Annotated in this window: 18 protein-coding genes; 10 read left to right on the forward strand and 8 right to left on the reverse strand. The window is 57.6% G+C overall.

What is annotated here, in order from left to right; all coding sequences use genetic code 11:
- The first annotated feature begins 168 nt into the window (after positions 1-168).
- The 4 genes from paaZ (at position 169) to GNG26_RS12340 (ending at position 8,040) form a co-directional block, all read left to right on the forward strand.
- Positions 169-2,214, forward strand: a complete 2,046-nt coding sequence (gene paaZ / locus GNG26_RS12325; protein WP_156238985.1) for a phenylacetic acid degradation bifunctional protein PaaZ — start codon at positions 169-171, stop codon at positions 2,212-2,214.
- Positions 2,215-2,390: 176 nt separating this feature from the next.
- Positions 2,391-4,658, forward strand: a complete 2,268-nt coding sequence (gene tynA, locus GNG26_RS12330; RefSeq protein WP_156238986.1) for a primary-amine oxidase — start codon at positions 2,391-2,393, stop codon at positions 4,656-4,658.
- Between the two features lie 315 nt (positions 4,659-4,973).
- On the forward strand, positions 4,974-6,950 hold the full coding sequence (locus tag GNG26_RS12335) for an alkyl/aryl-sulfatase (protein WP_114386736.1): 1,977 nt from the start codon (positions 4,974-4,976) through the stop codon (positions 6,948-6,950).
- Between the two features lie 40 nt (positions 6,951-6,990).
- Positions 6,991-8,040 (forward strand): GGDEF domain-containing protein, encoded by a 1,050-nt coding sequence (locus tag GNG26_RS12340; protein WP_156240184.1) that lies wholly within the window; start codon positions 6,991-6,993, stop codon positions 8,038-8,040.
- A gap of 267 nt (positions 8,041-8,307) precedes the next feature.
- Here GNG26_RS12340 and GNG26_RS12345 read toward each other — a convergent pair whose 3' ends face one another.
- Positions 8,308-9,807 (reverse strand): aldehyde dehydrogenase family protein, encoded by a 1,500-nt coding sequence (locus GNG26_RS12345; protein ID WP_156238987.1) that lies wholly within the window; start codon positions 9,805-9,807, stop codon positions 8,308-8,310.
- Positions 9,808-10,043: 236 nt separating this feature from the next.
- On the opposite strand from GNG26_RS12345, the gene feaR reads away from it, so the two are divergent.
- On the forward strand, positions 10,044-10,952 hold the full coding sequence (gene feaR / locus GNG26_RS12350) for a transcriptional regulator FeaR (RefSeq protein WP_156238988.1): 909 nt from the start codon (positions 10,044-10,046) through the stop codon (positions 10,950-10,952).
- Here feaR and GNG26_RS12355 read toward each other — a convergent pair whose 3' ends face one another.
- From GNG26_RS12355 to GNG26_RS12365, 3 genes are read right to left on the reverse strand one after another with little or no spacing between them, the layout of a single operon-like run.
- A complete protein-coding gene (locus GNG26_RS12355; RefSeq protein ID WP_103179820.1) occupies positions 10,953-11,273 on the reverse strand; it encodes a YdbL family protein in 321 nt (106 codons plus the stop codon). It abuts the gene before it with no gap.
- Between the two features lie 7 nt (positions 11,274-11,280).
- Positions 11,281-11,472: a YnbE family lipoprotein gene (locus GNG26_RS12360; protein ID WP_039028506.1), complete on the reverse strand. Its 192-nt coding sequence runs from the start codon at positions 11,470-11,472 to the stop codon at positions 11,281-11,283.
- Positions 11,469-14,108, reverse strand: a complete 2,640-nt coding sequence (locus tag GNG26_RS12365) for a YdbH family protein (RefSeq protein WP_156238989.1) — start codon at positions 14,106-14,108, stop codon at positions 11,469-11,471. The genes GNG26_RS12360 and GNG26_RS12365 overlap by 4 nt, the downstream gene beginning before the upstream one ends.
- A 209-nt stretch (positions 14,109-14,317) precedes the next feature.
- Here GNG26_RS12365 and GNG26_RS12370 point away from each other — a divergent pair, with 209 nt between their 5' ends.
- Both GNG26_RS12370 and hslJ read left to right on the forward strand, forming a co-directional pair.
- Positions 14,318-15,307, forward strand: coding sequence for a 2-hydroxyacid dehydrogenase (locus tag GNG26_RS12370; RefSeq protein WP_103822173.1), 990 nt, complete (start codon positions 14,318-14,320; stop codon positions 15,305-15,307).
- Between the two features lie 497 nt (positions 15,308-15,804).
- On the forward strand, positions 15,805-16,218 hold the full coding sequence (hslJ, locus tag GNG26_RS12375) for a heat shock protein HslJ (RefSeq protein WP_156238990.1): 414 nt from the start codon (positions 15,805-15,807) through the stop codon (positions 16,216-16,218).
- Here the strand turns inward: hslJ and GNG26_RS12380 are convergent, their stop codons facing one another.
- On the reverse strand, positions 16,219-16,485 hold the full coding sequence (locus GNG26_RS12380) for a DUF333 domain-containing protein (RefSeq protein ID WP_103179824.1): 267 nt from the start codon (positions 16,483-16,485) through the stop codon (positions 16,219-16,221).
- A gap of 267 nt (positions 16,486-16,752) precedes the next feature.
- Between GNG26_RS12380 and nifJ the strand changes: the two genes are divergently transcribed.
- Both nifJ and ompC read left to right on the forward strand, forming a co-directional pair.
- The gene (gene nifJ / locus GNG26_RS12385) at positions 16,753-20,277 is read left to right on the forward strand and encodes a pyruvate:ferredoxin (flavodoxin) oxidoreductase (RefSeq protein WP_156238991.1); all 3,525 of its coding nucleotides are present in this window, start codon (positions 16,753-16,755) and stop codon (positions 20,275-20,277) included.
- A gap of 400 nt (positions 20,278-20,677) precedes the next feature.
- The gene (gene ompC, locus GNG26_RS12390) at positions 20,678-21,793 is read left to right on the forward strand and encodes a porin OmpC (protein ID WP_156238992.1); all 1,116 of its coding nucleotides are present in this window, start codon (positions 20,678-20,680) and stop codon (positions 21,791-21,793) included.
- 180 nt (positions 21,794-21,973) lie between these two features.
- On the opposite strand, the gene GNG26_RS12395 is transcribed toward ompC, so the two are convergent.
- The 3 genes from GNG26_RS12395 to GNG26_RS22705 form a co-directional block, all read right to left on the reverse strand.
- Entirely contained in the window at positions 21,974-22,396 is a 423-nt protein-coding gene (locus tag GNG26_RS12395; protein ID WP_103822177.1) for a GFA family protein, read from the reverse strand.
- 81 nt (positions 22,397-22,477) lie between these two features.
- Positions 22,478-22,984 carry a hypothetical protein gene (locus GNG26_RS12400; RefSeq protein WP_156238993.1) on the reverse strand — a complete coding sequence of 169 codons (507 nt, stop codon included), beginning with the start codon at positions 22,982-22,984 and terminating at the stop codon, positions 22,478-22,480.
- A 238-nt stretch (positions 22,985-23,222) separates the two neighbouring features.
- On the reverse strand, positions 23,223-23,300 hold the full coding sequence (locus tag GNG26_RS22705) for a hypothetical protein (RefSeq protein WP_225759512.1): 78 nt from the start codon (positions 23,298-23,300) through the stop codon (positions 23,223-23,225).
- 247 nt (positions 23,301-23,547) lie between these two features.
- Between GNG26_RS22705 and ttcA the strand changes: the two genes are divergently transcribed.
- Positions 23,548-24,483 (forward strand): tRNA 2-thiocytidine(32) synthetase TtcA, encoded by a 936-nt coding sequence (ttcA, locus tag GNG26_RS12410; RefSeq protein ID WP_103822179.1) that lies wholly within the window; start codon positions 23,548-23,550, stop codon positions 24,481-24,483.
- Positions 24,484-24,513: the final 30 nt, after the last annotated feature.

Below are 24,513 nucleotides of genomic sequence, written 5' to 3' on the forward strand. Positions count from 1 at the left end.
GTGATGAGGCTCGCAAGAGATTTCCACACCCCAGATACGACGCGGCCTGCGGGAGTTAAGAAGATTAAGCGAGATCACAATGTTAATAAAACATTAACAAGTCGCTTGCTTTTTATGATTCACAAACGAACTATTTATAGTGAAATTACGAACCATCTGGAGAGAAAGATGCAGCAGTTAGCCAGCTTCTTGTCCGGTACCTGGCAGTCTGGCCGGGGCCGTGAGCGCACCATTCAACACGCCATCAGCGGTGAATCCCTCTGGTCCGTTACCAGCGAAGGGCTGGATATGGCCGCCGCACGTCGCTACGCCATTGAGAAAGGCGGCGAAGCGCTTCATGCCATGACCTTTATCGAACGCGCCGCCATGCTGAAAGCGGTGGCAAAACATCTGCTGAGCCAGAAAGAGACCTTTTATGCGCTGTCGGCGCAAACCGGGGCGACCCGCGCCGATAGCTGGGTGGATATCGAGGGCGGGATCGGCACGCTGTTCACCTTCGCCAGCCTCGGCAGCCGCGAGCTGCCGGACGATACCCTGTGGCCGGAAGATGAGCTGATCCCACTGTCGAAAGAAGGCGGTTTCGCCGCGCGTCACGTCCTGACTTCGAAATCCGGCGTGGCCGTCCACATTAACGCCTTTAACTTCCCCTGCTGGGGGATGCTGGAAAAGCTGGCCCCCACCTGGCTGGCGGGGATGCCAGCAATCATTAAACCAGCCACCGCCACCGCTCAGGTGACTCAGGCGATGGTGAAAGCGATCGTCGACAGCGGCCTGGTGCCGGACGGCGCCATCAGCCTGATCTGCGGCGGCGCGGGGGATCTGCTCGACCAGCTCGACTGCCAGGACGTGGTGACCTTTACCGGCTCCGCCGTGACCGGCCAGAAGCTGCGTGTCCACCCCAACATCATGGCAAAATCGATTCCCTTCACCATGGAAGCAGACTCCCTGAACTGCTGCGTGCTGGGCGATGACGTCACCCCGGAGCAGCCTGAATTTGTCCTTTTCATTCGCGAAGTGGTGCGGGAGATGACGGCGAAAGCCGGGCAGAAATGTACCGCTATCCGCCGCATCATCGTCCCGCAGGCGCAGGTAGAAGCCGTCAGCCAGGCGCTGATTGCCCGACTGGAAAAAGTGGCTGTCGGCGACCCGGCTCAGGAAGGAGTCAAAATGGGCTCGCTGGTCAACGCCGAGCAGCGCGCTGACGTGCAGGAGAAAGTGGATGCTTTAGTCACGGCGGGCTGCCAGATTCGTCTGGGCGGGAAAGCCGACCTGAACGCAGCCGGGGCCTTCTTCCCGCCGACGCTACTGTTCTGTCCGCAGCCGGACGAAACCCCCGCCGTACATGCCACCGAAGCCTTTGGCCCGGTCGCCACACTGATGCCGTATCAGGATCGCGAGCACGCCATGACCCTCGCCCGCGCCGGGGAAGGTAGCCTTGCCGGGACGCTGGTCACCGCCGATTTGCACCTGGCGCGTCAGTTTATCGCCGGCGCCGCCCGCGCCCACGGACGTATCCAGATCCTCAACGAAGAGTCGGCCAAAGAGTCCACCGGCCACGGCTCCCCGCTGCCGCAGCTGGTGCACGGCGGCCCGGGCCGCGCCGGGGGTGGTGAGGAGCTGGGCGGCCTGCGGGCGGTGAAACACTACCTGCAACGCACCGCCATCCAGGGCAGCCCGAGCATGCTGGCCGCCATCAGCCAACAGTGGGTACGCGGCGCGCAGGTGCAGGAGGATCGCGTCCATCCGTTCCGCAAATACTTCGAGGAGTTACAGCCGGGCGACAGCCTGCTGACCCCACGCCGCACCCTGACCGAGACCGACATCGTTAACTTTGCCTGCCTGAGCGGGGATCATTTCTACGCCCATATGGACAAGATCGGTGCGGCGGAGTCGATTTTCGGCGAACGGGTGGTGCACGGTTACTTCCTGATCTCCGCGGCGGCGGGTCTGTTCGTCGATGCGGGCGTCGGGCCGGTGATTGCCAACTACGGCATGGAAAACCTGCGCTTTATTGAGCCGGTGAAGCCGGGCGACACCATCCAGGTGCGTCTGACCTGTAAGCGCAAGACGCTGAAGAAACAGCGCACGGCGGAAGAGAAACCGACCGGCGTGGTGGAATGGGCGGTTGAGATTTTCAACCAGCACCAGCAGCCGGTGGCGCTCTACTCGATCCTGACCCTCGTCTCCCGTCAGCGCGGAGATTTTGACGCCTGATCCCCCTCCATCCGGGTAACGTTGCGCACGTTACCCGGCTTCTGGCACATCTGACAAAACATCTGGCAAATGCAGGCAAACGGTACTTAACGCGTTATTGCTATGTTGGCAATGAATAAACCGCGCGCAGAACAGCGGTCCCGAGTGGATAACAACACATACAACAGAGGTTAATCATGGGAAGCTCCTCCATTTTTTCTCCACGTAAAACGGCGCTGGCGTTGGCCGTTGCCTGTCTCTTTTCCGGCCAGGTGCTGGCGCACGGTGGTGCAGCACATATGGTCGAAATGGATAAAACCCTGACCGAGTTTGGCTCTGATGTGAAATGGGACGACTACGCCCAGATGTTCACCATCAGCAAAGACGGGGCCTTCATCAAAGTGAAGCCGGGCGCCACGACCGCTATGGTCAACGGCAAACCGCTGACCCTACAGGCGCCGGTGGTGATGAAAGACAATAAGGCCTGGATCGCCGATACCTTTGTTAACGATGTGTTCCAGTCCGGCCTTGACCAGACCTTCCAGGTGGAGAAAACCCCGCACCCGCTGAACGCCCTCTCCGCGGATGAGATCAAAGAGGCCGTCGGGATTGTGAAAGCCTCGCCGGACTTTAAACCGAATACCCGCTTCACGCAGATCGCGCTGGCCGAGCCGGACAAAGCCAAAGTGTGGGATTTCGTGCTGAACGGCACGGCGGTGGATGCGCCGCGTCAGGCTAATATCACCCTGCTGGACGGCAAATTTATCGTTGAAGCGCTGGTGGATCTGCAGGACAAGAAAATCCTGCACTGGGAGCCGATCAAAGACGCCCACGGCATGGTGCTGCTGGATGACTTTATGTCGGTGCAGAAGATCGTCACCGGCAGCCCGGAGTATGCCGAGGCGCTGAAAAAACGCGGCATCAACGACCCGGCAAAGGTGATGACCACCCCGCTGACGGTCGGCTACTTTGACGGTAAGGATGGTCTGAAGCAGGAAGATCGCCTGCTGAAAGTGGTGAGCTACCTGGATACCGGCGACGGCAACTACTGGGCGCACCCGATTGAGAACCTGGTGGCGGTGGTCGACCTGATCGAGAAGAAGATCGTCAAAATTGAAGAAGGCGCTGTCGTGCCAGTACCGATGCAGTCCCGCCCCTATGATGGCCGCGACCGCGAACCGGTAGTGCACAAACCGCTGGAGATTGTGGAGCCGGAAGGCAAGAACTACACCATTACCGGCAATATGATCCACTGGCAGAACTGGGATTTCCACCTGAGCCTCGACTCCCGCGTCGGGCCTATCATCTCCACCGTCACCTTTAACGACAACGGCAAAAAACGCCAGGTGATGTACGAGGGATCGCTGGGCGGGATGATCGTTCCTTACGGCGACCCGGACGTGGGCTGGTACTTCAAAGCCTATCTGGATTCCGGCGACTACGGCATGGGCACCCTCACCTCACCGCTGGTGCGCGGCAAAGATGTGCCCTCCAACGCCGTGCTGCTGAATCAGACCATCCCGGACTACACCGGTGCACCAATGGAGATCCCGCGGGCGATGGCGATTTTTGAACGCTACGCCGGGCCGGAATATAAGCATCAGGAGATGAATCAGCCGAACGTCAGCACCGAACGCCGCGAGCTGGTGGTGCGCTGGATCAGCACTGTGGGCAACTATGACTACATCTTCGACTGGATCTTCCACGAAAACGGCACCATCGGCATTGATGCCGGGGCGACCGGTATCGAAGCGGTAAAAGGGGTGATGGCGAAAACCATGCATGACCCGAGCGCGAAAGAGGATACGAAGTACGGCACCCTGATCGACCACAACATTGTCGGCACGACCCACCAGCACATCTATAACTTCCGTCTGGATCTGGACGTGGATGGCACCAACAACAGCCTGGTGGCGATGGATCCGGAGGTGAAACCGAACACCGCAGGCGGCCCGCGCACCAGTACCATGCAGGTTAATCAATACAACATCGACAGCGAGCAGCAGGCGGCGCAGAAATTTGACCCGGGCACCATTCGTCTGCTGAGCAACACCAGCAAAGAGAACCGCATGGGCAACCCGATCTCTTACCAGATCATCCCTTATGCGGGCGGCACGCACCCGGTGGCGACCGGCGCGAAATTCGCCCCGGATGAGTGGATCTATCATCGCCTCAGCTTTATGGATAAACAGCTGTGGGTGACCCGCTACCATCCAAATGAGATGTACCCGGAGGGCAAATTCCCGAATCGCTCCTCCCATGACCAGGGGCTGGGCCAGTTCAGCAAGGATAACGAGTCGCTGAATAACCAGGATAACGTGGTGTGGATCACCACCGGTACCACCCACGTGGCCCGCGCCGAAGAGTGGCCGATTATGCCAACCGAGTGGGTGCATGCTCTGCTCAAACCGTGGAACTTCTTCGACGAGACGCCGTCGCTCGGCAAGAAGAAAGAGGGGCAGTGATAAACAGCCGGGCATATTGCCCGGCTTTTTATTGTCTGTGCGGTTTGTTGTCGGGTGGCGGCTGCGCCTTACCCGACCTACGGGACCGTAGGCCCGTGCAAGCGCAGCGCCGCCGGGCATTGTCGGGTGGCGCTGCGCTTACCTGACCTAAACAGCCATTCAATTTAGTTTAAGTAGGTTATTTTATGAACAGCTTTCCTTGCTTATAGTTAATCATACCCATGCCGTCCGGGTTGCCTTTCTTAAAACGTTTTTTATGGACATCACACGAAGTTCTCCCTTACGTCGTTGTATGAACATTGAGAGGTTTTTAGGATGAGATTCAACTTGATAGCAAGAAGTCTTGCGCTTGCAGGCGTTTTTATTTCTGCTGGCACCCCTGCATTTGCCGCAGAGGCGCCAAAAGAGGCCGCCGCCGCCACTCAGCAAGCCAATAATGCCCTCTTCAGCCAGCTGCCCTTCTCCGACAATGCCGATTTCACCGATGCCCATAGAGGCTTTATCGCCGCGCTTCCCACCGAGGTGATCAGAGGCGAACAGGGCAATGTGGTCTGGGATCCGCAGCAGTACGCCTTTATTAAAGAGGGCGATAAAGCGCCGGATACCGTCAACCCCAGCCTGTGGCGTCAGGCGCAGCTGATTAATATTAGCGGCCTGTTTGAAGTCACGGATGGGGTCTATCAAATCCGTAACCTCGATCTGTCGAACATGACCATTATCGAAGGAGCGACCGGTATCACCGTAGTCGACCCGCTGGTCTCTGCTGAAACGGCAAAAGTCGGGATGGATCTCTATTACAAAAACCGCGGGCAGAAACCGGTGGTGGCGGTGATCTACACCCACAGCCACGTTGACCACTACGGCGGCGTGCGCGGCGTGGTGGATGAGGCTGATGTCAAAGCCGGGAAAGTCAAAATCTACGCCCCAGCCGGCTTTATGGAAGCCGCAGTGGCAGAAAACATTATGGCCGGGAACGTCATGAGCCGCCGCGCCAGCTATATGTACGGCAACCTGCTGAAGCCGGATCCTAAAGGACAGGTGGGCGCCGGGCTCGGCACTACGACCTCCGCCGGGACCGTAACCCTGCTTGCGCCGACCAATATCATCGAAAAAGATGGACAGAAAGAGACCATCGACGGCCTGACCTATGACTTTATGCTGGCGCCGGGCTCAGAAGCGCCGTCAGAAATGCTCTGGTACATCGAAGAGAAAAAACTGATCGAATCCGCCGAGGATGTCACCCACACCCTGCATAACACCTACTCCCTGCGCGGGGCGAAGATCCGCGAGCCGCTGCCGTGGTCAAAATATATCAACGAAGCCATTGTGCGCTGGGGTGATAAAGCCGAAGTGCTGATGGCTCAGCACCACTGGCCGACCTGGGGTAATGAAAACGTCAATAAACTGCTGAAAAGCCAGCGAGACCTGTATCGCTACATCAATGACCAGACCCTGCGCATGGCGAACCAGGGCATGACCCGGGATGAAATTGCGGCGAACTTCAAGCTGCCGGATTCGCTGGCGCACACCTGGGCCAACCGGGGCTACTACGGGTCGGTAAGTCACGACGTGAAGGCCACCTACGTGCTCTATCTCGGCTGGTTCGACGGCAACCCGGCGACCCTGGATGAGCTGCCGCCGGAAGAGGCTGCGAAGAAATATGTAGACTACATGGGCGGCGCCGACGCCATTCTACAGAAGGCCAAAACTGACTTCGACCAGGGTAACTATCGCTGGGTGGCGCAGGTGGTGAGCAAGGTGGTGTTTGCCGATCCGAACAACCAGGCGGCCCGTAATCTGGAAGCGGATGCGCTTGAGCAGTTAGGCTATCAGGCGGAGTCGGGCCCATGGCGTAACTTCTATCTTACCGGTGCGCAGGAGCTGCGTAACGGCGTAGTGAAAGGGCCGACCCCGAACACCGCCAGTCCGGATACGGTGCGGGCGATGACCCCGGAAATGTTCTTCGACTATCTGGCGGTGCACATTAACGGTGAAAAAGCCGGGACCGCGAAATCGGTGTTCAACATCGACCTCGGCAGCGACGGCGGCAAGTACAAGCTCGAGCTGGAAAACGGGGTGCTGAACCACACCGCTAATGCCGAAGCGACCGACGCCGACGCCACTATCACCCTGAGCCGCGACACGCTGAATAAAATCATCCTCAAGGAGACCACCCTGAAACAGGCTGAGGAGAGCGGCGCGGTGAAGGTTACCGGTGACGGAGCAAAACTTGATACCATGCTGAGCTATATGGATAAATTTGAGTTCTGGTTCAACATTGTTACACCGTAAACCCACCAGCCTGCGGGCGGAGCCTTTCGCCCGCAGGGATATGGTCACCCGCGGGCTGACTCTCAGCATGCCGTGGCTGGCGCTCGTCAACATCGGCTTTGCGCTAATGGTGTTATTGCGTAACGGGCTGTTCGACGGCATTGACGCGCTGTATCAGGTGAACGCCTTCAGCGCCCGGATGATCGATTGGCTGATGCTGGCGGTCATCGTTCTGTTCAGCCTCTCCCTGCTGCTGGTCTGGCAAAAAAAACGCGGCCTGAGCCTGCTGTTGCTGCTGGCAGGCCTGATCTGGTCCTGCTGTGCCGTCGGGTTTATCGCCCACCTGAAACTGCCCTTCGCCTGGCCGCTCTGCACCACCCTGCTCCTGACGGCGCTGGCAGGACTCTATTTTTTCCCGGTTGGGTTGATGAGCTATGCGCTGCCGCTGTGGGCGGCGATGCCGGTTGCAAGCCTGGTGCTGAACCAGGGCGTCAGCCTGCGTTTCGTCGTGGTGTGGCTTATCTTTACGGTGGTGCTGGTTTACGGGCGGTTTATTTTAGTGCGCTGGTTTGATGAGGCCTGGCTGCGCCATCAACAGAACCAGGCGCTGATTGCCCGGCTGGATGCCCTTGCGCACAAGGATCCGCTCACCGACACCGCTAATCGCCGGGCGATGGAGACAGTGCTGGAAAACGCGGTCAATCAGGGGAACGATTTTGCGCTGATTATGCTCGATGTCGATGAGTTTAAGCGCTACAACGATCGTTACGGGCATCAGGCCGGGGATGAGTGTCTGACGGCAGTGGCGCAGGCGCTGAAACAGGTGGTGCGCAGCCCGGACGATGTGGTGTCGCGCTACGGTGGCGAGGAGTTTCTGCTGATCCTGTTTGATGCGACGGAAAAAGTGGCGGAACAGGTGGCGGCGCGCATTCAGGAGCGTCTGCGCGCTGCGGCCATTCCGCATGCGGCCTCAACGGTCAGCGACAGCGTCACGGTGAGCATGGGGATCGCCTTGATGACCGCCGGTCAAACGGCCAGCGAGGTTATTGCCCAGGCCGACGCCGCGCTCTACCGGGCGAAAAATGCAGGACGAAATCGCTGGTCCTGCTAAGGGTGCGGTTTTGTTGGCACGGTGCGGTCTGATGTCGGGTGGCGGCTGCGCCTTACCCGACCTACGGTACGGTGCGGCCTGTGTCGGGTGGCGGCTCTGCCTTACCCGACCTACGGTGCGGTGCGGCCTGTGTCGGGTGGCGGCTGCGCCTTACCCGACCTACGGTGCGGTGCGGCCTGTGTCGGGTGGCGGCTCTTGCCTTACCCGACCTACGGTGCGGTAAACCGACCAGACCGTAGGCCCGTGCAAGCGCAGCGCCGCCGGGCGTCAGTAGCGCACGCACACCGATTTGGTTTCACACCAGCCATCCAGCCAGTCCGGGCCGAAATCGCGGCCTGTGCCGGACTGCTTCATCCCCCCAAACGGCAGGTTGGCGTCGATCAGGGTATGACTGTTCACCCATACGGTGCCCGCCTGCAGGCGGTCGGTGTACTCCAGCGCTTTACTGATGTTTTGCGTCCAGACGCTGGCGGTCAGGCCATATTCGGTATCGTTCGCCAGGCGCAGCGCCTCTTCGCCGTCGGCGACGCGCACCAGGTTGACCACCGGGCCAAACACCTCTTCGCGGGTCAGGCGCAGGCTGGCGTCCGGGTTCACCACCAGCGTCGGCGACACGTAGTAACCCTGATCGTTCGGACCACGGTTGCCGGTAATCAGCTCAGCCTGGCGCGACTGCGCTTCATCAAGGAAGGTCTGCACTTTGTCGCAGTGGGCGCGGGAAACCAGCGGGTTGATGTGCGCCTCCTGGGACATCCCCGGCCCGACGCTAAGGGATTTCACCGCCTGCTCAAAACCGCTCACCACGGTATCAAACAGCGGCGCTTCAATGTAAATACGCGAACTTGCTGCACAGACCTGGCCCTGGTTGAGGAAGCTGCCGGTCATCAGCCCTTCGATCACCCATGCCGGATCGGCATCTTTCAGGACGATAGCCGGGTTCTTACCGCCCAGTTCGAGGGTCACGCCCATCAGACGATCCGCGGCGGCGCGCGCAATCTGTTTCCCGGTGGCGGTCGAGCCGGTAAAGCTCACCTTGGCGATATGCGGATGGCTGGTTAACGCGGCGCCACACACGGCCCCGCTGCCGGTCACCACGTTAAAGATGCCATCCGGGATCCCGGCCTCGCTTGCCAGCTCCGCCACGCGCAACAGGGTCAGGGGCGTGGTTTCCGACGGTTTGATCACGATAGAACACCCTGCCGCCAGAGCAGGCATCACTTTCCACATGCCAATCAGCAGCGGGAAGTTCCACGGCACAATCCCGGCCACCACACCAATCGGCTCTTTGCGCGTCCACGCCTGGTAGCGCGCTCCCTGCGGCATAGGAATAGAGAGATCCAGCGTCTTACCGGCGATTTTAGTGGTCAGCCCGGCGGTGTAGCGCATCCAGTTCAGGGTGCAGCCCACTTCAAAGGCGCGGGAGATGTTAATGGATTTACCCTGCTCCAGGGTTTCGAGCTGGGCCAGCTCCTCGGTGTGCTGCTCCACCAGATCGGCGAAGCGCAGCAGAATACGTTCGCGCTCAGCCGGCAGTTTGCCGGACCAGCTGCGGGCGACAAAGGCGCGCCAGCCGGACATCACCGCGCGGTCGACATCCTGCGCGCTGGCATCGGCGGTCGAGGCAATCACCTGCCCGGTTGCCGGGTTAAAGATATCCAGACGCTTTTCGCTGCCGGAGGCGGACGGTTGTCCCTCGATCCAGAGGCCATGTTGGCGATCCAGAAATTGCTGCACGCTGTGCAGTACTGCGACCTGTGTATCAGACATAGCGATTCCTTATTATTCGCAGGGTGTCATCGCAGTCTAAGATGGGTTTGCGCAGTGCGCTTTTATCTCTGTGACATTCGCTTTGTCGGCTGTGACAGGCTCCGCAAAACGCGACAATAACACCGTTTCGCTCTGTTCCACCGCGAGGTTCTTGCCTATATTTCGCCCCATGTCACGGGTAATAAGAAACATAAATGCAACAATGTTTAAACATTCACGACGTAGCAGGTCAGACGATGGCGAGTGCAAAGGAAACGGACAATTATCAGCAGTGGCTGGCGCAGATTAATCAGGCTTGCGGAAGTTTTGCGGCCCGGCCCATGAGCGGCGAGTTTTACGGCGAGCTGGATTCCACCTGGACCGGCAACCTGAAGCTCAGCACCGTCACCGCTGGCGGCGTGAACCTGTTTCGTACCCGCCAGGAGATTAAGACCAGCAACGATGCCTGGTTCTACACTGTCTTTCAGCTGGAAGGTGAAGCGGGACTGGAGCAGGACGACCGGCAAATTATGCTCAACGCGGGGGATATCACCTTAATCGACGCCTCCCGCCCCTGCTCGATCTACTGGCCGGAAAAATCCCGGCAGATCTCATTGCTGCTGCCGCGCCAGATCCTTGAGCAGCACTTTCGTTTTCAGGAAGTGAGCTGCGCGCAAAAACTCTCCCACAGCCTGCCTACCGTCCAGCTCAGCTATCGTCTGCTGCAGGAGAGCATGAACAATCCGCGATTGAGTGAAACCGAGAGCGAAGCCGCGCTGGAGGCGATGGTCTGTCTGCTGCGACCGGTATTGCAGCAGCGGGAAAGCGTTCAGCCGCGCAAGGCGCGCCAGTTCAACCACGTACTGACGCTCATCGACGATCATATTCAGGCGGAACATTTGCGACCGGAGTGGATTGCGGCGGAGTGTGGCATGTCGGTGCGAAGTCTGTACCGGATGTTTGCCGAGAAAGGGCTGGTGGTGGCGCAGTACATCAAGAACCGTCGGCTGGATCTCTGCGCGCAGATGCTACGTAGCGCTCGTGACGATGAGAAACTGGCGGGCATTGGCTACAGCTGGGGCTTTACCGACCATAGCCACTTCTCCACGGCGTTTAAGCAGCGCTTTGGGATCTCCCCTGGCGAATACCGCAAACGCCACCGCTAATCACTTCTGTAACCATCTGCCGTTGACGCCCTGGACATACTCGCCGGGGCGGGCGCGGGCAACCAGTTTGCTCCCCGCCATTTTCGCCACCTCATCGACCGGAAGGTTATTGCTGTCGGCAAGCCGCTGATAACTCTCGGTGCGGGCCTTGTTGATCTGCTCCACCAGCGCCAGGGTTTCGCGATCCTGGCTGCGCGGGGCGATATACCCGCTCAGCGTTTCCCCCACGCGCCCCTCGGTGCGGGCTTCGTTGAGGGTCAGGGCGAACGCGGGCGCACAGAGCCCCAGCGTCAGCAGAATGAGCGTGAAGTATTTTCTCATGGCGGCCTCAGAAGAGATCGCTGCGCGATTTCAGCAGCGATTCCACATCTTTATCCACTTTGATGTGGATTTCATGTTCAATTTTGACGTTCATGTTGATGGTGATGGGCTCCTTCGACGCCGCCACTTCAATCCTCGGCGTGCAGCCTGTCAGCGTCAGTATCACAATCGCGGTGAAGCCACCGGCCAGCTTTTTCATGGTTGTTCCTTACATTCCTTGCCTGTCGGACAGCGGTTATCCGGTAGTGCCGCGTGCTCCTCCAGCCACGTCTGCAGATTGTCGCCAAAACGCAGGCTGCGCCAGAGGGTAAACACGTTCTCCTGATGGGTATAGTTGAGGTTGACGGCCTGTGTCTGGCCCTCCACGCGGCTGGCGCCACGCAAGGTCGACGCCAGGGTTAATTCACCCAGGTTATCTAAATTGAGTTTCGTCCACGACTGCGAAATTTCCATATAGCGAAGCCAGTTAATCGCGCCGCCTGCCGCCCCGTTCTCTTTCACCAGCGCATCGGCAGTCTCTTTATCGAGACGCAACGTCATCGGACCCGCGTTGGTCAGCCAGCCATCTTTGATGATCCACTTGTCGTTGTCCAGCCACAAAGGTAGCGCCCCGCTGAACGGCCCGGACAGGGCAAACTGTTTGGGATTTATCGCGCTGATAAGCTCGCTGGCGGAGAGATTCTGCACCCGCAGCAGGGCCGCATCGTGCTGGGGCATGCGCAGCTGCTGCAGGGTCACTTTGCCGCCCAACAGATCCACGCTGACGTCGCTCAGCAGCAGCGGATTGGCTTCGCTCCAGGGGTAATCGCCCTGGAGATCGGCGATAATGTTGCGCGCCGTGACCTGGTTTTTCACCTCGCCAATGCGTAACGTCACCGGACCGCGGGTCCCTAATGACCAGGTGCCCTGGCTGAAGCGGAACGGCAGGACAAAGTCGACTCCGTTGATTTTGTTGTCCGGCATCCAGACGCTACCGCTTTTCAGCACCCCGTGGCCCCCGGCCTCAAAGCCCTGATCCGCCGCTGCGGAATAAGCCACCTGGGCATAAAGCTCCCCCTCTCTGAGGGTCATCTTCCAGTCCGCTGGGATCAGCGGCTGAAAGACGGTCAGGGATTGCTTCGGCCACCAGGCCTGGCCGCGCAGACGCTCCCCGTCCCAGCGCCCGTTCAGCTGCACCGGGCCGATGGCTCTGGCGTTAAGGGTGCCTTTGTACTGGAAAAATGTCGGATCGCGACCTTCCACACTGAATTTGATCGTTGAGGGGGGTAATACACTGCCGCCGGTAAAGGTGGTCTCCCCGGCATCGAAGGAGAGCGCGCCGCTGAAGTGCGGATCGGCAGGGTCGCGCTGCCAGCGGATTGGGCGCTCAAGCACCATGCGCGGTGCGCTGGCATGCAGGGTGCCATATTTCAGCCGATCGAAGCCGGTGGAAAGCTCGCTCAGCTCAATCACGCTGTCACGCCACTCTCCCCTGCCCGCCACGTCCCAGCGGGCCTGCATCGGGGTAAAGTTGCCCTCGCCCCAGTAGCGCCATTGCCACAATCCGTTGTCCGGCAGGAAATTGCTCGCCCGGCCATCCAGGTGCAGGGTGAAATCCCCCATCTCCTGTTCATGGGCGCGTAAGATGGCCTGCAGGCGACCGTCGATGCCGTTAAGGGTGAGCGCTACGCCAGCTAGCGGCCAGCGCACCTCGTCGATATTTAGGGAGTCGATTACCCGCCCCCGGGAGCGCAGCAGCGCCCCCGGCGCAAATGCCAGCCGGGGATCGGCAAGGCTGCCGGTCAGCGTGGCGGGCAGTTTCGCGTACAGCGTCAGGTCGTTCTGTTTGGCAATGCCGGTGAGCTGCATCGGCATGGCGCTGTTGTCCATGCTCAGCTTACCGGGGCCAAAGGTGAGCACCGCGTTGCCCTTCCCGGCATCGCCCTGGGTCAGCACGTTCATTCGCCCGCTGACGATAGCCTTCTCTGTGCCCTGCTGCCAGTTGTCGATCTTAAGGCCCAGCCGTCCGCTCAGGGGAATACCAGCCTGAACCCAACGCCAGCGTCCGTCGCTGATGGTGAACTGTTCCGGGGTGATCTGCCAGGGGAGATCCAGCAGCGGCTCGCCGCTCTCCCGATCAATCATCACCAGTTGGCCCTGATTGTCCTGCCACTCAAGCTCGGCATCCACAAGAGTTGAGATCTGCGGCACGGTAAAGGTTGCCACCGTGTGCCCCTGCACCGGCAGGCCATCCGGCACCAGCGGCAGGGTAAATTCCCCCACCAGTTCTACCGGCTGGGGATTATCAGGAAGGTGAAGCGTGACATCAGTTACGGTCAGCGAGCGCCCGCGTAGTTTTCCCCGCAGGCTAAACTTATCCCCGTGGTAGACAATTTCTTGCAGGGTCGGGGTCAACGAAGCGGTTAATTTCCCCTCCCACACCTGCCAGGGGGAGAGCGTCAGGCGGTCGATGTTAAGCCAGGTGTTGGGTAGCAGGGCTTGCCATTCGGCCAGGGTGCGCGGCGCGGCGGGCGTGGGCTCGCTGGCAGGGATTTTGCTCAGGCAGGCGCTGTTGAGATCAAGCGCGCCAACGTTGATTTTCCAGCGGCTTGGGTGGCTGAGAGTGGCGTCTTTGACGCGGGCGATTTCGCACTCCTCCACCAGATAGCGCAGATCGGGGATGACCAGAGCGCTGCGGGTCAGGCGCGGGCTCTCTTCAAAGGCGATGCGGGTCCCGGCGGGGAGCCAGATCCCGGCAAGCGTAGGCACCCACTGCGCAAGCGTCAGTAGTAGCGTCAGCGGCAAAAGGACGATCAGAAGCAGTAGCGCGATCGCGGCTTTGTATGTACCCCTCATGGGCAGTTAATATCCTGATTTAGCGAAAAAATTAGCCGACAGTATCGAATATTGTGGCATGTTTAGCCGATCAGTTGAAGCGAACGCCACTTTTAAGGATAGTTGCTACATAATTATCCATAGAACTTATTGAATTCAATAAAATTTTATAAATTGTAAGATTATTTTAATCATGCTACCGTAATTGAAAACACACTGGAGAAAGTCTTATGAAACTCGCGGTATACAGTACAAAGCAATACGACAAAAAGTATCTGCAGCATGTTAACGAGGAGTATGGCTTCGAACTTGAATTTTTCGACTTTCTGCTTAACGAAAAAACAGCCAAAACCGCCCACGGATGTGACGCGGTCTGTATTTTCGTTAACGATGACGGCAGTCGTCCGGTGCTGGAAGAGCTGAAAAAACAGGGTGTGAAGTACATCGCCCTGCGCTGCGCAGGCTTCAATAACGTGGATCTGGATGCGGCAAAAGAGCTGGGTCTGCAGGTGGTGCGCGTTCCGGCCTACTCCCCGGAAGCGGTAGCTGAACACGCCATCGGCATGATGATGTCCTTAAACCGCCGTATTCACCGTGCTTATCAACGCACCCGTGATGCTAACTTCTCCCTGGAAGGGCTGACCGGGTTTACAATGTACGGCAAAACCGCCGGGGTGATCGGCACCGGTAAAATTGGTGTAGCGGCCCTGCGGATCCTGAAAGGATTTGGTATGCGCCTGCTGGCGTTTGACCCGTACCCAAGCGCCGCCGCGCTGGATCTGGGGGTGGAGTATGTCGACCTGTCAACTTTGTACGCAGAGTCCGACGTGATCTCCCTGCACTGCCCGTTAACCGCTGACAACTACCATCTGCTGAACCAGAGCGCCTTCGACCAAATGAAAGATGGCGTGATGATTATCAACACCAGTCGCGGTGGGCTGATTGACTCACAGGCCGCCATCGAAGCCCTGAAAACGCAAAAAATCGGCGCGCTGGGGATGGACGTCTACGAGAACGAACGCGATCTCTTCTTTGAAGACAAATCCAACGATGTGATTCAGGATGACGTCTTCCGCCGCCTCTCCGCCTGCCACAACGTGCTATTCACCGGCCACCAGGCGTTCCTGACCGCCGAGGCGCTGATCAGTATTTCGGAGACGACGCTGGGTAACCTGAGTCAGCTGGAGAAAGGCGAAAAGAGCCCCAACGCGCTCTTTTAATTCTTAAAGCAATAAAGATGCTTAAGGAAAGAGAAATCTGACAGCGGCTCCCTGGTCCGGCTGAAAATCGCTGAGGCGTTGACCGCAGGCCGGGGCGAGGCGCAGGGATGCGCCGAGAGGGCGTGACCTACAGGGATGTAGGATCGCGCCCGACCCGATAGCCGGAGGGAATAAGCCGAAGGGACCGCGAAGCGGCGATTTTCTTGCCGGGAGCCGGGATTGTTAAGGGGGCGGCGATAGCCCCCTTAACACGTTCACCGGTGACGTGGTTTACAGAGAAGCAGCGAACGCAAGGTGAACGGAACCACCTCCACCGCAACATGTTATTCCGTGCATTGCCCGGCGGCGCTACGCTTGCACGGGCCTACAAAACCCAAACCCCAAGCCCCAACCCCAAACCCATCTCCCTACATTTCAGATTAACCCGCAAGACAATCCCCGCCAGCGCAATAGACTATGCATTAGCTATTTATGAAGTGAATATATTGAGAAGAAACATGAAAACGCTCGTCGCAGTAACACTCCTCAGCATGGCGCTGACAGGCTGTGTTAACCCAGGAAAAGCCTCTGTCCAGGAAGAACAACTCCAGCAGCACCGCTTTGTGCTGCAAAGCATCAACGGCACCGCCGTCGCCCCGGTCACCACGCCGCCGGAAATCACCTTTGGCGAAAAAATGGCGGTCTCAGGAGTGATGTGCAACCGCTTCAGCGGCCAGGGCAAGCTCTCCGATGGCGAGCTGAAGGTCAACGATCTCGCCATGACGCGTAAGCTCTGCACCGAACCCCAGCTCAATGAACTGGATCACGCCATCGGAACGATGCTGCGCAGCGGCACAGAGGTGGATCTGACGGAAGATGTATTAACCCTGGCGACGGCCGAGACGACGCTGGTCTTCAAACGCGCAGAATAATCAGTAACTGCCGCACGATCCCACGGCAAGCGACTGTTCACTGCAGCGTTTGCCGTTAGGCAGCGCACACATGCCGATGGCGGAGCCATCGAGCTGACGCGCAACGGACAGCGAACCGCCAATCATGGCGCAATTCGCCTGGCCCGAACTGGACATCGCCGCCTTCATCCCCGGCGCGACGTGCGCGGCGGTTGCCTGCTGAACAGGTTCATTGCTGCAGGCCGACAGTAACAAAGCGGCACACCCAACCCAAAATGCTGCGCGCATAATCTCTCCCCTCGTTGAATTGCAAAACCTATGCATAATAGGCACCCCGTCCGCGTCCGTCGAGAGCGAAACCACGATTTTCCGTGTTGTAAAACGTTTTGTTCGCTATTTTTACGCAAAAGTTTGATCGAGCCATTGGTAGCGTCAATAAGCAGGACACAAAAGCGAAAATCGTTTCAGCGCCCCTTTGCTAAACTCACAAGATAATTACAGGACCCGCCGATGCGTTACGGGTCCCTCTTTCTTTGCGCAATGTAAGGGTGTCATATGCAAACTATTGACGGCAATGGCGCAGTCGCGTCCGTCGCGTTTCGCACCAGTGAAGTGATCGCCATCTACCCCATTACACCCAGCTCGACCATGGCGGAACAGGCCGATGCCTGGGCCGGTAACGGGCTGAAAAACGTCTGGGGTGATACCCCTCGCGTGGTTGAGATGCAGTCGGAGGCCGGGGCGATTGCCACCGTTCACGGCGCACTGCAGACCGGCGCGCTCTCCACCTCGTTTACGTCGTCGCAGGGTCTGCTGCTGATGATCCCGACGCTCTACAAACTGGCGGGACAACTCACGCCATTCGTGCTGCATGTCGCGGCGCGCACTATCGCCACCCATGCCCTGTCGATTTTTGGCGATCACTCTGACGTGATGGCCGTTCGCCAGACCGGTTGCGCCCTGCTCTGCTCCGGCAGCGTGCAGGAGGCGCAGGATCTGGCGCTGATATCACATATGGCGACGCTGAAAAGCCGCGTGCCGTTTATCCACTTCTTCGACGGCTTCCGCACCTCCCACGAGATAAATAAGATTGTCTCGCTCTCGGATGAGACGATCCGCACCCTTCTTCCCCAGGCGGAGATTAATGCCCACCGCGCCCGGGCGCTGAATCCGGAGCATCCGGTGATCCGCGGCACCTCCGCTAACCCCGATACTTATTTCCAGTCCCGCGAGGCGACCAACCCGTGGTATGACGCGGTGTATGACCATGTGGACCAGGCGATGGCCGACTTCGCCGCCGCCACCGGGCGTGAGTACAAGCCGTTTGAATATTACGGCCACCCGCAGGCGGAACGCGTCATCGTTATCATGGGTTCTGCCATCGGCACCTGTGAAGAGGTGGTGGATGAACTGCTGCTCCGGGGCGAAAAGGTGGGCGTGCTGAAGGTGCGTCTCTACCGTCCGTTCTCGGCCAAACATCTGCTGGCGGTGTTGCCGGAAAGCGCGCGATCTGTGGCGGTGCTGGACCGCACCAAAGAGCCCGGCGCGCAGGCCGAACCGCTCTATCTGGACGTGATGACCGCCCTGGCGGAAGCCTTTAATGGCGGCGAGCGCGAGACGTTACCGCGGGTGATTGGCGGACGCTACGGGCTGTCGTCGAAAGAGTTTGGCCCGGATTGCGTGCTGGCCATCTTTAACGAGCTGAGCGCCGCGAAGCCGAAGCCGCGCTTTACCGTTGGTATCTATGACGATGTGACCAATCTGTCGCTGTCGCTACCGGAAAATACCCTGCCGTCAACCGCGAAGCTGGAAGCCCTCTTTTACGGTCTGGGCAGCGACGGCAGCGTGTCGGCGACCAAGAACAACATCAAGATCATCGGTAATTCCACACCGTGGTATGCCCAGGGCTATTTTGTCTATGACTCGAAAAAAGCCGGGGGGCTTACGGTATCCCATCTGCGCGTCAGCGAACAGCCGATCCGTTCAGCGTATCTGGTGTCGCAGGCCGATTTCGTCGGCTGCCACCAGCTGCAGTTTATCGACAAATACCAGATGGCCGAGCGTCTCAAACCGGGCGGGATTTTCCTGCTCAATACCCCTTACAGCGCCGATGAGGTCTGGGCGCGCCTGCCGCAGGAAGTGCAGGCGGTGCTGAACCAGAAAAAAGCGAAGTTCTGGATCGTTAACGCGGCGAAAATCGCCCGCGAATGCGGCCTGGCCGCGCGTATAAACACCGTGATGCAGATGGCCTTTTTCCATCTGACCCACATCCTGCCCGGCGACAGCGCCCTGATGGAGCTGCAGGGGGCCATCGCCAAAAGCTACAGCAGCAAGGGGCAGGAGCTGGTGGAGCGCAACTGGCAGGCGCTGGCGCTGGCGCGGGAGTCGCTGGCGGAAGTGCCATTGCAGCCGGTCAACGCCCACAGCCCGAACCGTCCGCCGGTGGTGTCGGACGCCGCACCAGACTTTGTGAAAACCGTCACCGCCGCGATGCTGGCCGGTCTGGGCGATGCTCTCCCCGTCTCCGCCCTGCCGCCGGACGGTACCTGGCCGATGGGAACCACCCGCTGGGAAAAACGCAATATCGCTGAAGCGATCCCAATCTGGAAAGAGGAGCTGTGCACCCAGTGTAACCACTGCGTGGCGGCCTGCCCGCACTCCGCCATCCGCGCCAAAGTGGTCTCCCCTGAAGCCATGGAAGCTGCCCCGGCCAGCCTGCACTCTCTGGATGTAAAATCCCGCGATATGCGCGGCCAGAAATATGTTCTGCAGGTGGCCCCGGAAGACTGCACCGGCTGTAACCTCTGCGTGGAGGTCTGCCCGGCGAAAGACAGGCAGAACCCGGAAATCAAGGCCATCAACATGATGTCGCGCCTTGAGCATGTGGAAGAGGAGAAAGTGAACTACGACTACTTCCTCGACCTGCCGGAGATCGATCGCAACAGCCTTGAGCGCATCGATATTCGTACCTCGCAGCTGATCACCCCGCTCTTCGAGTACTCCGGCGCCTGTTCCGGCTGCGGCGAGACGCCGTACATCAAGCTGCTGACCCAGCTGTATGGCGACCGGATGCTGATCGCCAACGCCACCGGTTGTTCGTCGATCTATGGCGGCAATCTGCCGTCAACGCCGTACACCACCGATGCCAATGGACGCGGCCCGGCGTGGGCGAACTCGCTGTTCGAAGATAACGCTGAGTTTGGCCTCGGGTTCCGCCTGACGGTGGATCAACACCGCGTGCGGGTGATGCGTCTGCTGGAACAGTTCGCCGATACGATCCCGGCGGAGCTGAACAGCGCCCTGCACAGCGAGGCAACGCCTGATGTACGTCGTCAGCAGGTGGCCGAGCTGCGTCAGGCGCTGGCGGGCGTGGAAGGTGCAGAAGAGCTGTTAACCGATGCCGATGCGCTGGTCGAGAAATCGATCTGGCTGATTGGCGGTGACGGCTGGGCCTATGACATTGGCTTTGGCGGTCTGGACCATGTTCTCAGCCTGACAGAGAACGTGAACATTCTGGTGCTGGATACCCAGTGTTACTCCAATACCGGCGGCCAGGCGTCGAAGGCGACGCCTCTGGGGGCGGTGACCAAGTTTGGCGAGCATGGCAAACGCAAGGCGCGTAAAGACCTGGGCGTCAGCATGATGATGTACGGTCATGTTTATGTGGCGCAGATCTCGCTGGGGGCGCAGCTGAACCAGACGGTGAAAGCGATCCAGGAGGCGGAAGCCTACCCTGGCCCGTCGCTGATTATCGCCTACAGCCCTTGCGAAGAGCACGGATACGATCTGGCGCTGAGCCACGATCAGATGCGCCAGTTGACCGCGACCGGCTTCTGGCCGCTCTACCGCTTTGATCCGCGTCGTGCCGATGAGGGCAAACTGCCGCTGGCGCTGGATTCCCGCCCACCGTCAGACGCGCTGGCAGAGACGCTGATGCAGGAACAGCGGTTCCGTCGCCTCAACGCTCAGCAGCCCGAGGTGGCTGAGCAGCTGTGGAAAGATGCCGCCGCCGATCTGCAAAAACGCTATGACTTCCTGGCGCAGCTTGCCGGGAAAGCCGAAAAGTCGGCCAGCGAATAACCCGAAGCCCGGCATGTCCGGGCTTTTCTTTACCTATAAAAAAAGCCCGCCAGAAAGTGTCTGGCGGGCGGCTCCTGTTCAGTAATAAATAACAGTTTAAATATTAAAAAGTTATTTATGCTATAAACGGAAAAATAACTACAGGCATATAACGCCGCCGAGTGTACTGATTTTAGAGAAGAAAGAGTAATTTTACTTTTATATGGGTTAATTAAATACATTCACCATATTTATCATCATTTCTCTGGCAGTAATTCCTTTAGATTTTACTTACCTGGTAACAATTATGTTTTATCGCTAAAAGAGAGAGTGATTTAGCATGAGACATCTTTCCAGCGTAGGAAGTTCAGCGGAAAGTTAAAAACATTCAAATAAAAACACAGCGTAAGGATTAGTCACAATGCAAAGAAAAGTACTGGCTCTGATAATCCCAGCTCTTTTAATGGCTGGCGCAGCAAATGCAGCAGAGATTTATAATAAAGACGGCAATAAATTAGATCTGTACGGTAAAGTGGACGGCCTGCATTATTTCTCTGACGACAGCAGTGCAGACGGCGACCAGACCTATGTCCGTCTGGGCTTTAAAGGCGAAACGCAGATTAACGATATGCTCACCGGCTACGGCCAGTGGGAATATAATATCCAGGCCAATAATACCGAAGGCTCTGAAAATCAGTCCTGGACCCGTCTGGCGTTTGCCGGTCTGAAATTCGGTGATTACGGTTCATTTGACTATGGCCGTAACTACGGCGTGCTGTACGACGTGGAAGGCTGGACCGATATGCTGCCAGAGTTCGGCGGCGACTCCTACTCCAAAGCCGACAACTTCATGACCGGCCGTGCGAACGGCGTGGCGACCTACCGTAATAACGATTTCTTCGGCATGGTTGAAGGTCTGGACTTCGCCCTGCAGTACCAGGGCAACAACGAAGATGCCGGTAACGGTAACGAAGGCACCAACAACGGTCGTGACGTGCGTCATGAGAACGGTGACGGCTTCGGTATCTCTACCTCTTACGACTTCGGCATGGGATTCAGCGCAGCAGCGGCCTATGCCTCTTCTGACCGTACCAACGACCAGGTTAGCAATACCACTGCGCACGGCGACAAAGCGGATGCCTGGACTACCGGCCTGAAATATGATGCCAACAACATCTACCTGGCGGCAATGTATTCTGAAACCCGCAACATGACGCCTTATGGTGACGGTAAAAAAGCAAACACTGTAGCCGAAAAAACCCAGAACTTTGAAGTTACCGCTCAGTACCAGTTCGATTCTGGCCTACGTCCGGTAGTCTCTTATCTGCAGTCAAAAGGTAAAGATCTTGATAACGGTCAGGGCGATCAGGATCTGGTTAAATATGCTGAAGTGGGTGCGACTTACTACTTCAACAAAAATATGTCTACCTACGTTGATTATAAAATTAACCTGTTGGACGAAGACGATCAGTTCTACAAAGACAATGGCATCGGCACCGATGACATCGTAGCATTAGGTCTGGTTTACCAGTTCTGATGAAATTAGCCCGCGTTACGACGCGGGCTAACTATTTATATTGGCAAAACTCCCAGCCTCTTTATTATTCCTGTCTGGCGTTTCAATATTCTGCTATTGCGTCATTACCTGCTTTGTTGCACCGCTCAGGCAAGTGAGACAAAAATAGTTGTGTTTCTGCCCTTCTGAACCTGGCAGCGATTACTTTTCTGCTGTACCCGTTTCGCGATAGCTCAGCACGCCGGCAACGCCTCCTCCGCCATCGTTAGGGTGAACCCGCCCCTCCATTACCAACACTTCAGGGAAATCAAACGGCGAGACGCCTTCAATGCAAGCTACGTTGACGCCATACTGATTTGGATTTGAGCGCCGCTGGTGGAAGGTGTAAATCCCACAGACCGAACAGAAATAGTGCGCCGCCGTCTGGGTGTTAAACCTGTACTCGGTCAGCAGCGACTCGCCCTGAATAATAGTGATGCCAGATAATGGCGCGGAAACCGCAATCGCCCCACGCATTCGGCAGTATGAGCAGTTGCAGCGTCGGATGGTGTTGAACCCGTCAGAGAGCTCGACGGTGAACCGGACCGCGCCGCAGTGACACTGAGCAGAAACTCTATTCGCCATTACAGGCTCCTTGCGTTGACCATGCTCACAGGCGGCGTGACGGCACGCCGCGTACTGGCTAAGTGTACGCCAGGCTCCCCGTCAGCGCCGGATATATTCCTCCGCGCTCTTTTTCAGATATGCCTCCTGAAAAATCTGTTCTGAATAGGTGAGCTTCATGACGGATGATAAATAGGGGGCGTCGAGTTCGATTAAATCTTCATCATTCTGGTATTTGGCGTATTTATCACCGGCGAAGGAGATCTGTTTTTTCACCACCACATACTTATGCGCCAGCATACTCTCGATTTCATCAAAACGGCTCTTATCCAGCTCAAGCATAATGGCGGTAATTTTGCCGCCCTTATTGAAGATCACCGCGTTGTTTTTCACTCCCTCCAGACCCAGCTCCCGGTTCGGAATAGAGAATATGTCGCCGTCGCTCCACTTACTGCGCCCTTCATGCAGGGACGAGGGATAGGCTTTAATGAATTGCTGTACCGTGGTTTTGCCTAACGTCAGCCCCATTGCGGTGGTGTTCGCCCGGGCGAATGAAGACACTGCGATCAAAATGAATATACCCACGATCAGTTGCCACTGTTTGCCCATCGTTATCACCTCATCGTATTAGTCTGTTTTTACTCACCATCGTCTCTGTTACCTGCCACTTCTCAATCGTACAGGGTCAATTATTAATGGCCTATGCGTCTTTATGGTGAGTGAGCGGGACAGATACAGTACGAGTTACTGAGCTACACAGAGACAACGTTGGGGAGGTATGTGGCGGGGAGAAGCGATAAAAAAGCCACCAGTTAATACTGGTGGCGCGGGTACAACTCACGGTCAGCTATTTTTTGACGGGTTGAGGTTTTTTATCACCTGATTCCGGCGCCTCGCGCGGGTCATCTTTTTCAACATACTGCATGAGTACCTCCCGTTGTTGTGGATGGACTACTACTATAGCGTTGATTATCAAAATAGAGCCAAGCGGCAAACGGCAAAAAACCCAACCTTGTGGAACAGCGTGATTACGCGCTGTAAAACGTGCTGACATTCATCGCCGTAATCCGTACCATACACGCCATACTTTTTCATGTTGACCTGCTGCCCCCCTTCTTAATGGGTGAGCCGCCTGAGCTGCTTTAGCCACAAACGAATTGAGCCACTATTAAATGTCGCAAAATCAAGATATTACCAAGAAAGAACAGTATAACCTCAACAAACTTCAGAAGCGTCTTCGCCGCAATGTGGGTGAAGCCATTGCCGATTACAACATGATTGAAGAAGGCGACCGCATCATGGTCTGCCTGTCTGGCGGCAAAGACAGCTACACCTTGCTCGAAATTTTGCGCAATCTTCAGCAAAGCGCGCCGGTCAATTTCTCGTTAGTGGCCGTCAACCTGGATCAGAAGCAGCCGGGCTTCCCGGAGCATATCCTGCCGGAGTATCTGGAGAAGCTGGGCGTCGAGTACAAGATTGTCGAAGAGAATACCTACGGCATCGTTAAAGAGAAGATCCCGGAAGGGAAAACCACCTGCTCGCTCTGCTCCCGCCTGCGCCGCGGCATTCTTTACCGTACCGCGACCGAGCTGGGTGCAACCAAGATTGCCTTGGGTCACCACCGCGATGACATTTTACAGACGCTGTTCCTGAACATGTTCTACGGCGGCAAAATGAAGGGTATGCCACCGAAGCTGATGAGCGACGACGGGAAGCACATTGTGATCCGCCCGCTCGCCTACTGCCGCGAAAAAGATATCGAACGTTTTGCCGAGGCCAAAGCCTTCCCGATCATTCCATGCAACCTGTGCGGCTCACAGCCAAACCTGCAGCGTCAGGTGATTGCCGACATGCTGCGTGACTGGGATAAGCGCTATCCAGGCCGGATCGAAACCATGTTCAGCGCGATGCAGAATGTGGTGCCTTCGCACCTTTGCGATATCAACCTGTTTGATTTCAAAGGAATTCAGCACGGTTCTGAAGTGGTAAACGGCGGCGATCTGGCGTTTGACCGCGAAGAGATCCCGATGAAACCGGCGGGTTGGCAGCCAGAAGAGGATGATACCCAGCTCGATGAGATGCGCCTGAACGTTATCGAAGTGAAATGATTTTTAAGCGTCTCAGCATTCATGCTGAGA

The sequence above is a fragment of the Leclercia sp. J807 genome (assembly GCF_009734465.1).
GTDB lineage: Bacteria > Pseudomonadota > Gammaproteobacteria > Enterobacterales > Enterobacteriaceae > Enterobacter.

Excerpts from the sequence above, each read along its gene's own strand:
- paaZ (WP_156238985.1), top strand. The coding sequence starts at position 169 with ATGCAGCAGTTAGCCAGCTTCTTGTCCGGTACCTGGCAGTCTGGCCGG.
- tynA (WP_156238986.1), top strand. The coding sequence starts at position 2,391 with ATGGGAAGCTCCTCCATTTTTTCTCCACGTAAAACGGCGCTGGCGTTG.
- GNG26_RS12335 (WP_114386736.1), top strand. The coding sequence starts at position 4,974 with ATGAGATTCAACTTGATAGCAAGAAGTCTTGCGCTTGCAGGCGTTTTT.
- GNG26_RS12340 (WP_156240184.1), top strand. The coding sequence starts at position 6,991 with ATGGTCACCCGCGGGCTGACTCTCAGCATGCCGTGGCTGGCGCTCGTC.
- GNG26_RS12345 (WP_156238987.1), bottom strand. The coding sequence starts at position 9,807 with ATGTCTGATACACAGGTCGCAGTACTGCACAGCGTGCAGCAATTTCTG.
- feaR (WP_156238988.1), top strand. The coding sequence starts at position 10,044 with ATGGCGAGTGCAAAGGAAACGGACAATTATCAGCAGTGGCTGGCGCAG.
- GNG26_RS12355 (WP_103179820.1), bottom strand. The coding sequence starts at position 11,273 with ATGAGAAAATACTTCACGCTCATTCTGCTGACGCTGGGGCTCTGTGCG.
- GNG26_RS12360 (WP_039028506.1), bottom strand. The coding sequence starts at position 11,472 with ATGAAAAAGCTGGCCGGTGGCTTCACCGCGATTGTGATACTGACGCTG.
- GNG26_RS12365 (WP_156238989.1), bottom strand. The coding sequence starts at position 14,108 with ATGAGGGGTACATACAAAGCCGCGATCGCGCTACTGCTTCTGATCGTC.
- GNG26_RS12370 (WP_103822173.1), top strand. The coding sequence starts at position 14,318 with ATGAAACTCGCGGTATACAGTACAAAGCAATACGACAAAAAGTATCTG.
- hslJ (WP_156238990.1), top strand. The coding sequence starts at position 15,805 with ATGAAAACGCTCGTCGCAGTAACACTCCTCAGCATGGCGCTGACAGGC.
- GNG26_RS12380 (WP_103179824.1), bottom strand. The coding sequence starts at position 16,485 with ATGCGCGCAGCATTTTGGGTTGGGTGTGCCGCTTTGTTACTGTCGGCC.
- nifJ (WP_156238991.1), top strand. The coding sequence starts at position 16,753 with ATGCAAACTATTGACGGCAATGGCGCAGTCGCGTCCGTCGCGTTTCGC.
- ompC (WP_156238992.1), top strand. The coding sequence starts at position 20,678 with ATGCAAAGAAAAGTACTGGCTCTGATAATCCCAGCTCTTTTAATGGCT.
- GNG26_RS12395 (WP_103822177.1), bottom strand. The coding sequence starts at position 22,396 with ATGGCGAATAGAGTTTCTGCTCAGTGTCACTGCGGCGCGGTCCGGTTC.
- GNG26_RS12400 (WP_156238993.1), bottom strand. The coding sequence starts at position 22,984 with ATGGGCAAACAGTGGCAACTGATCGTGGGTATATTCATTTTGATCGCA.
- GNG26_RS22705 (WP_225759512.1), bottom strand. The coding sequence starts at position 23,300 with ATGCAGTATGTTGAAAAAGATGACCCGCGCGAGGCGCCGGAATCAGGT.
- ttcA (WP_103822179.1), top strand. The coding sequence starts at position 23,548 with ATGTCGCAAAATCAAGATATTACCAAGAAAGAACAGTATAACCTCAAC.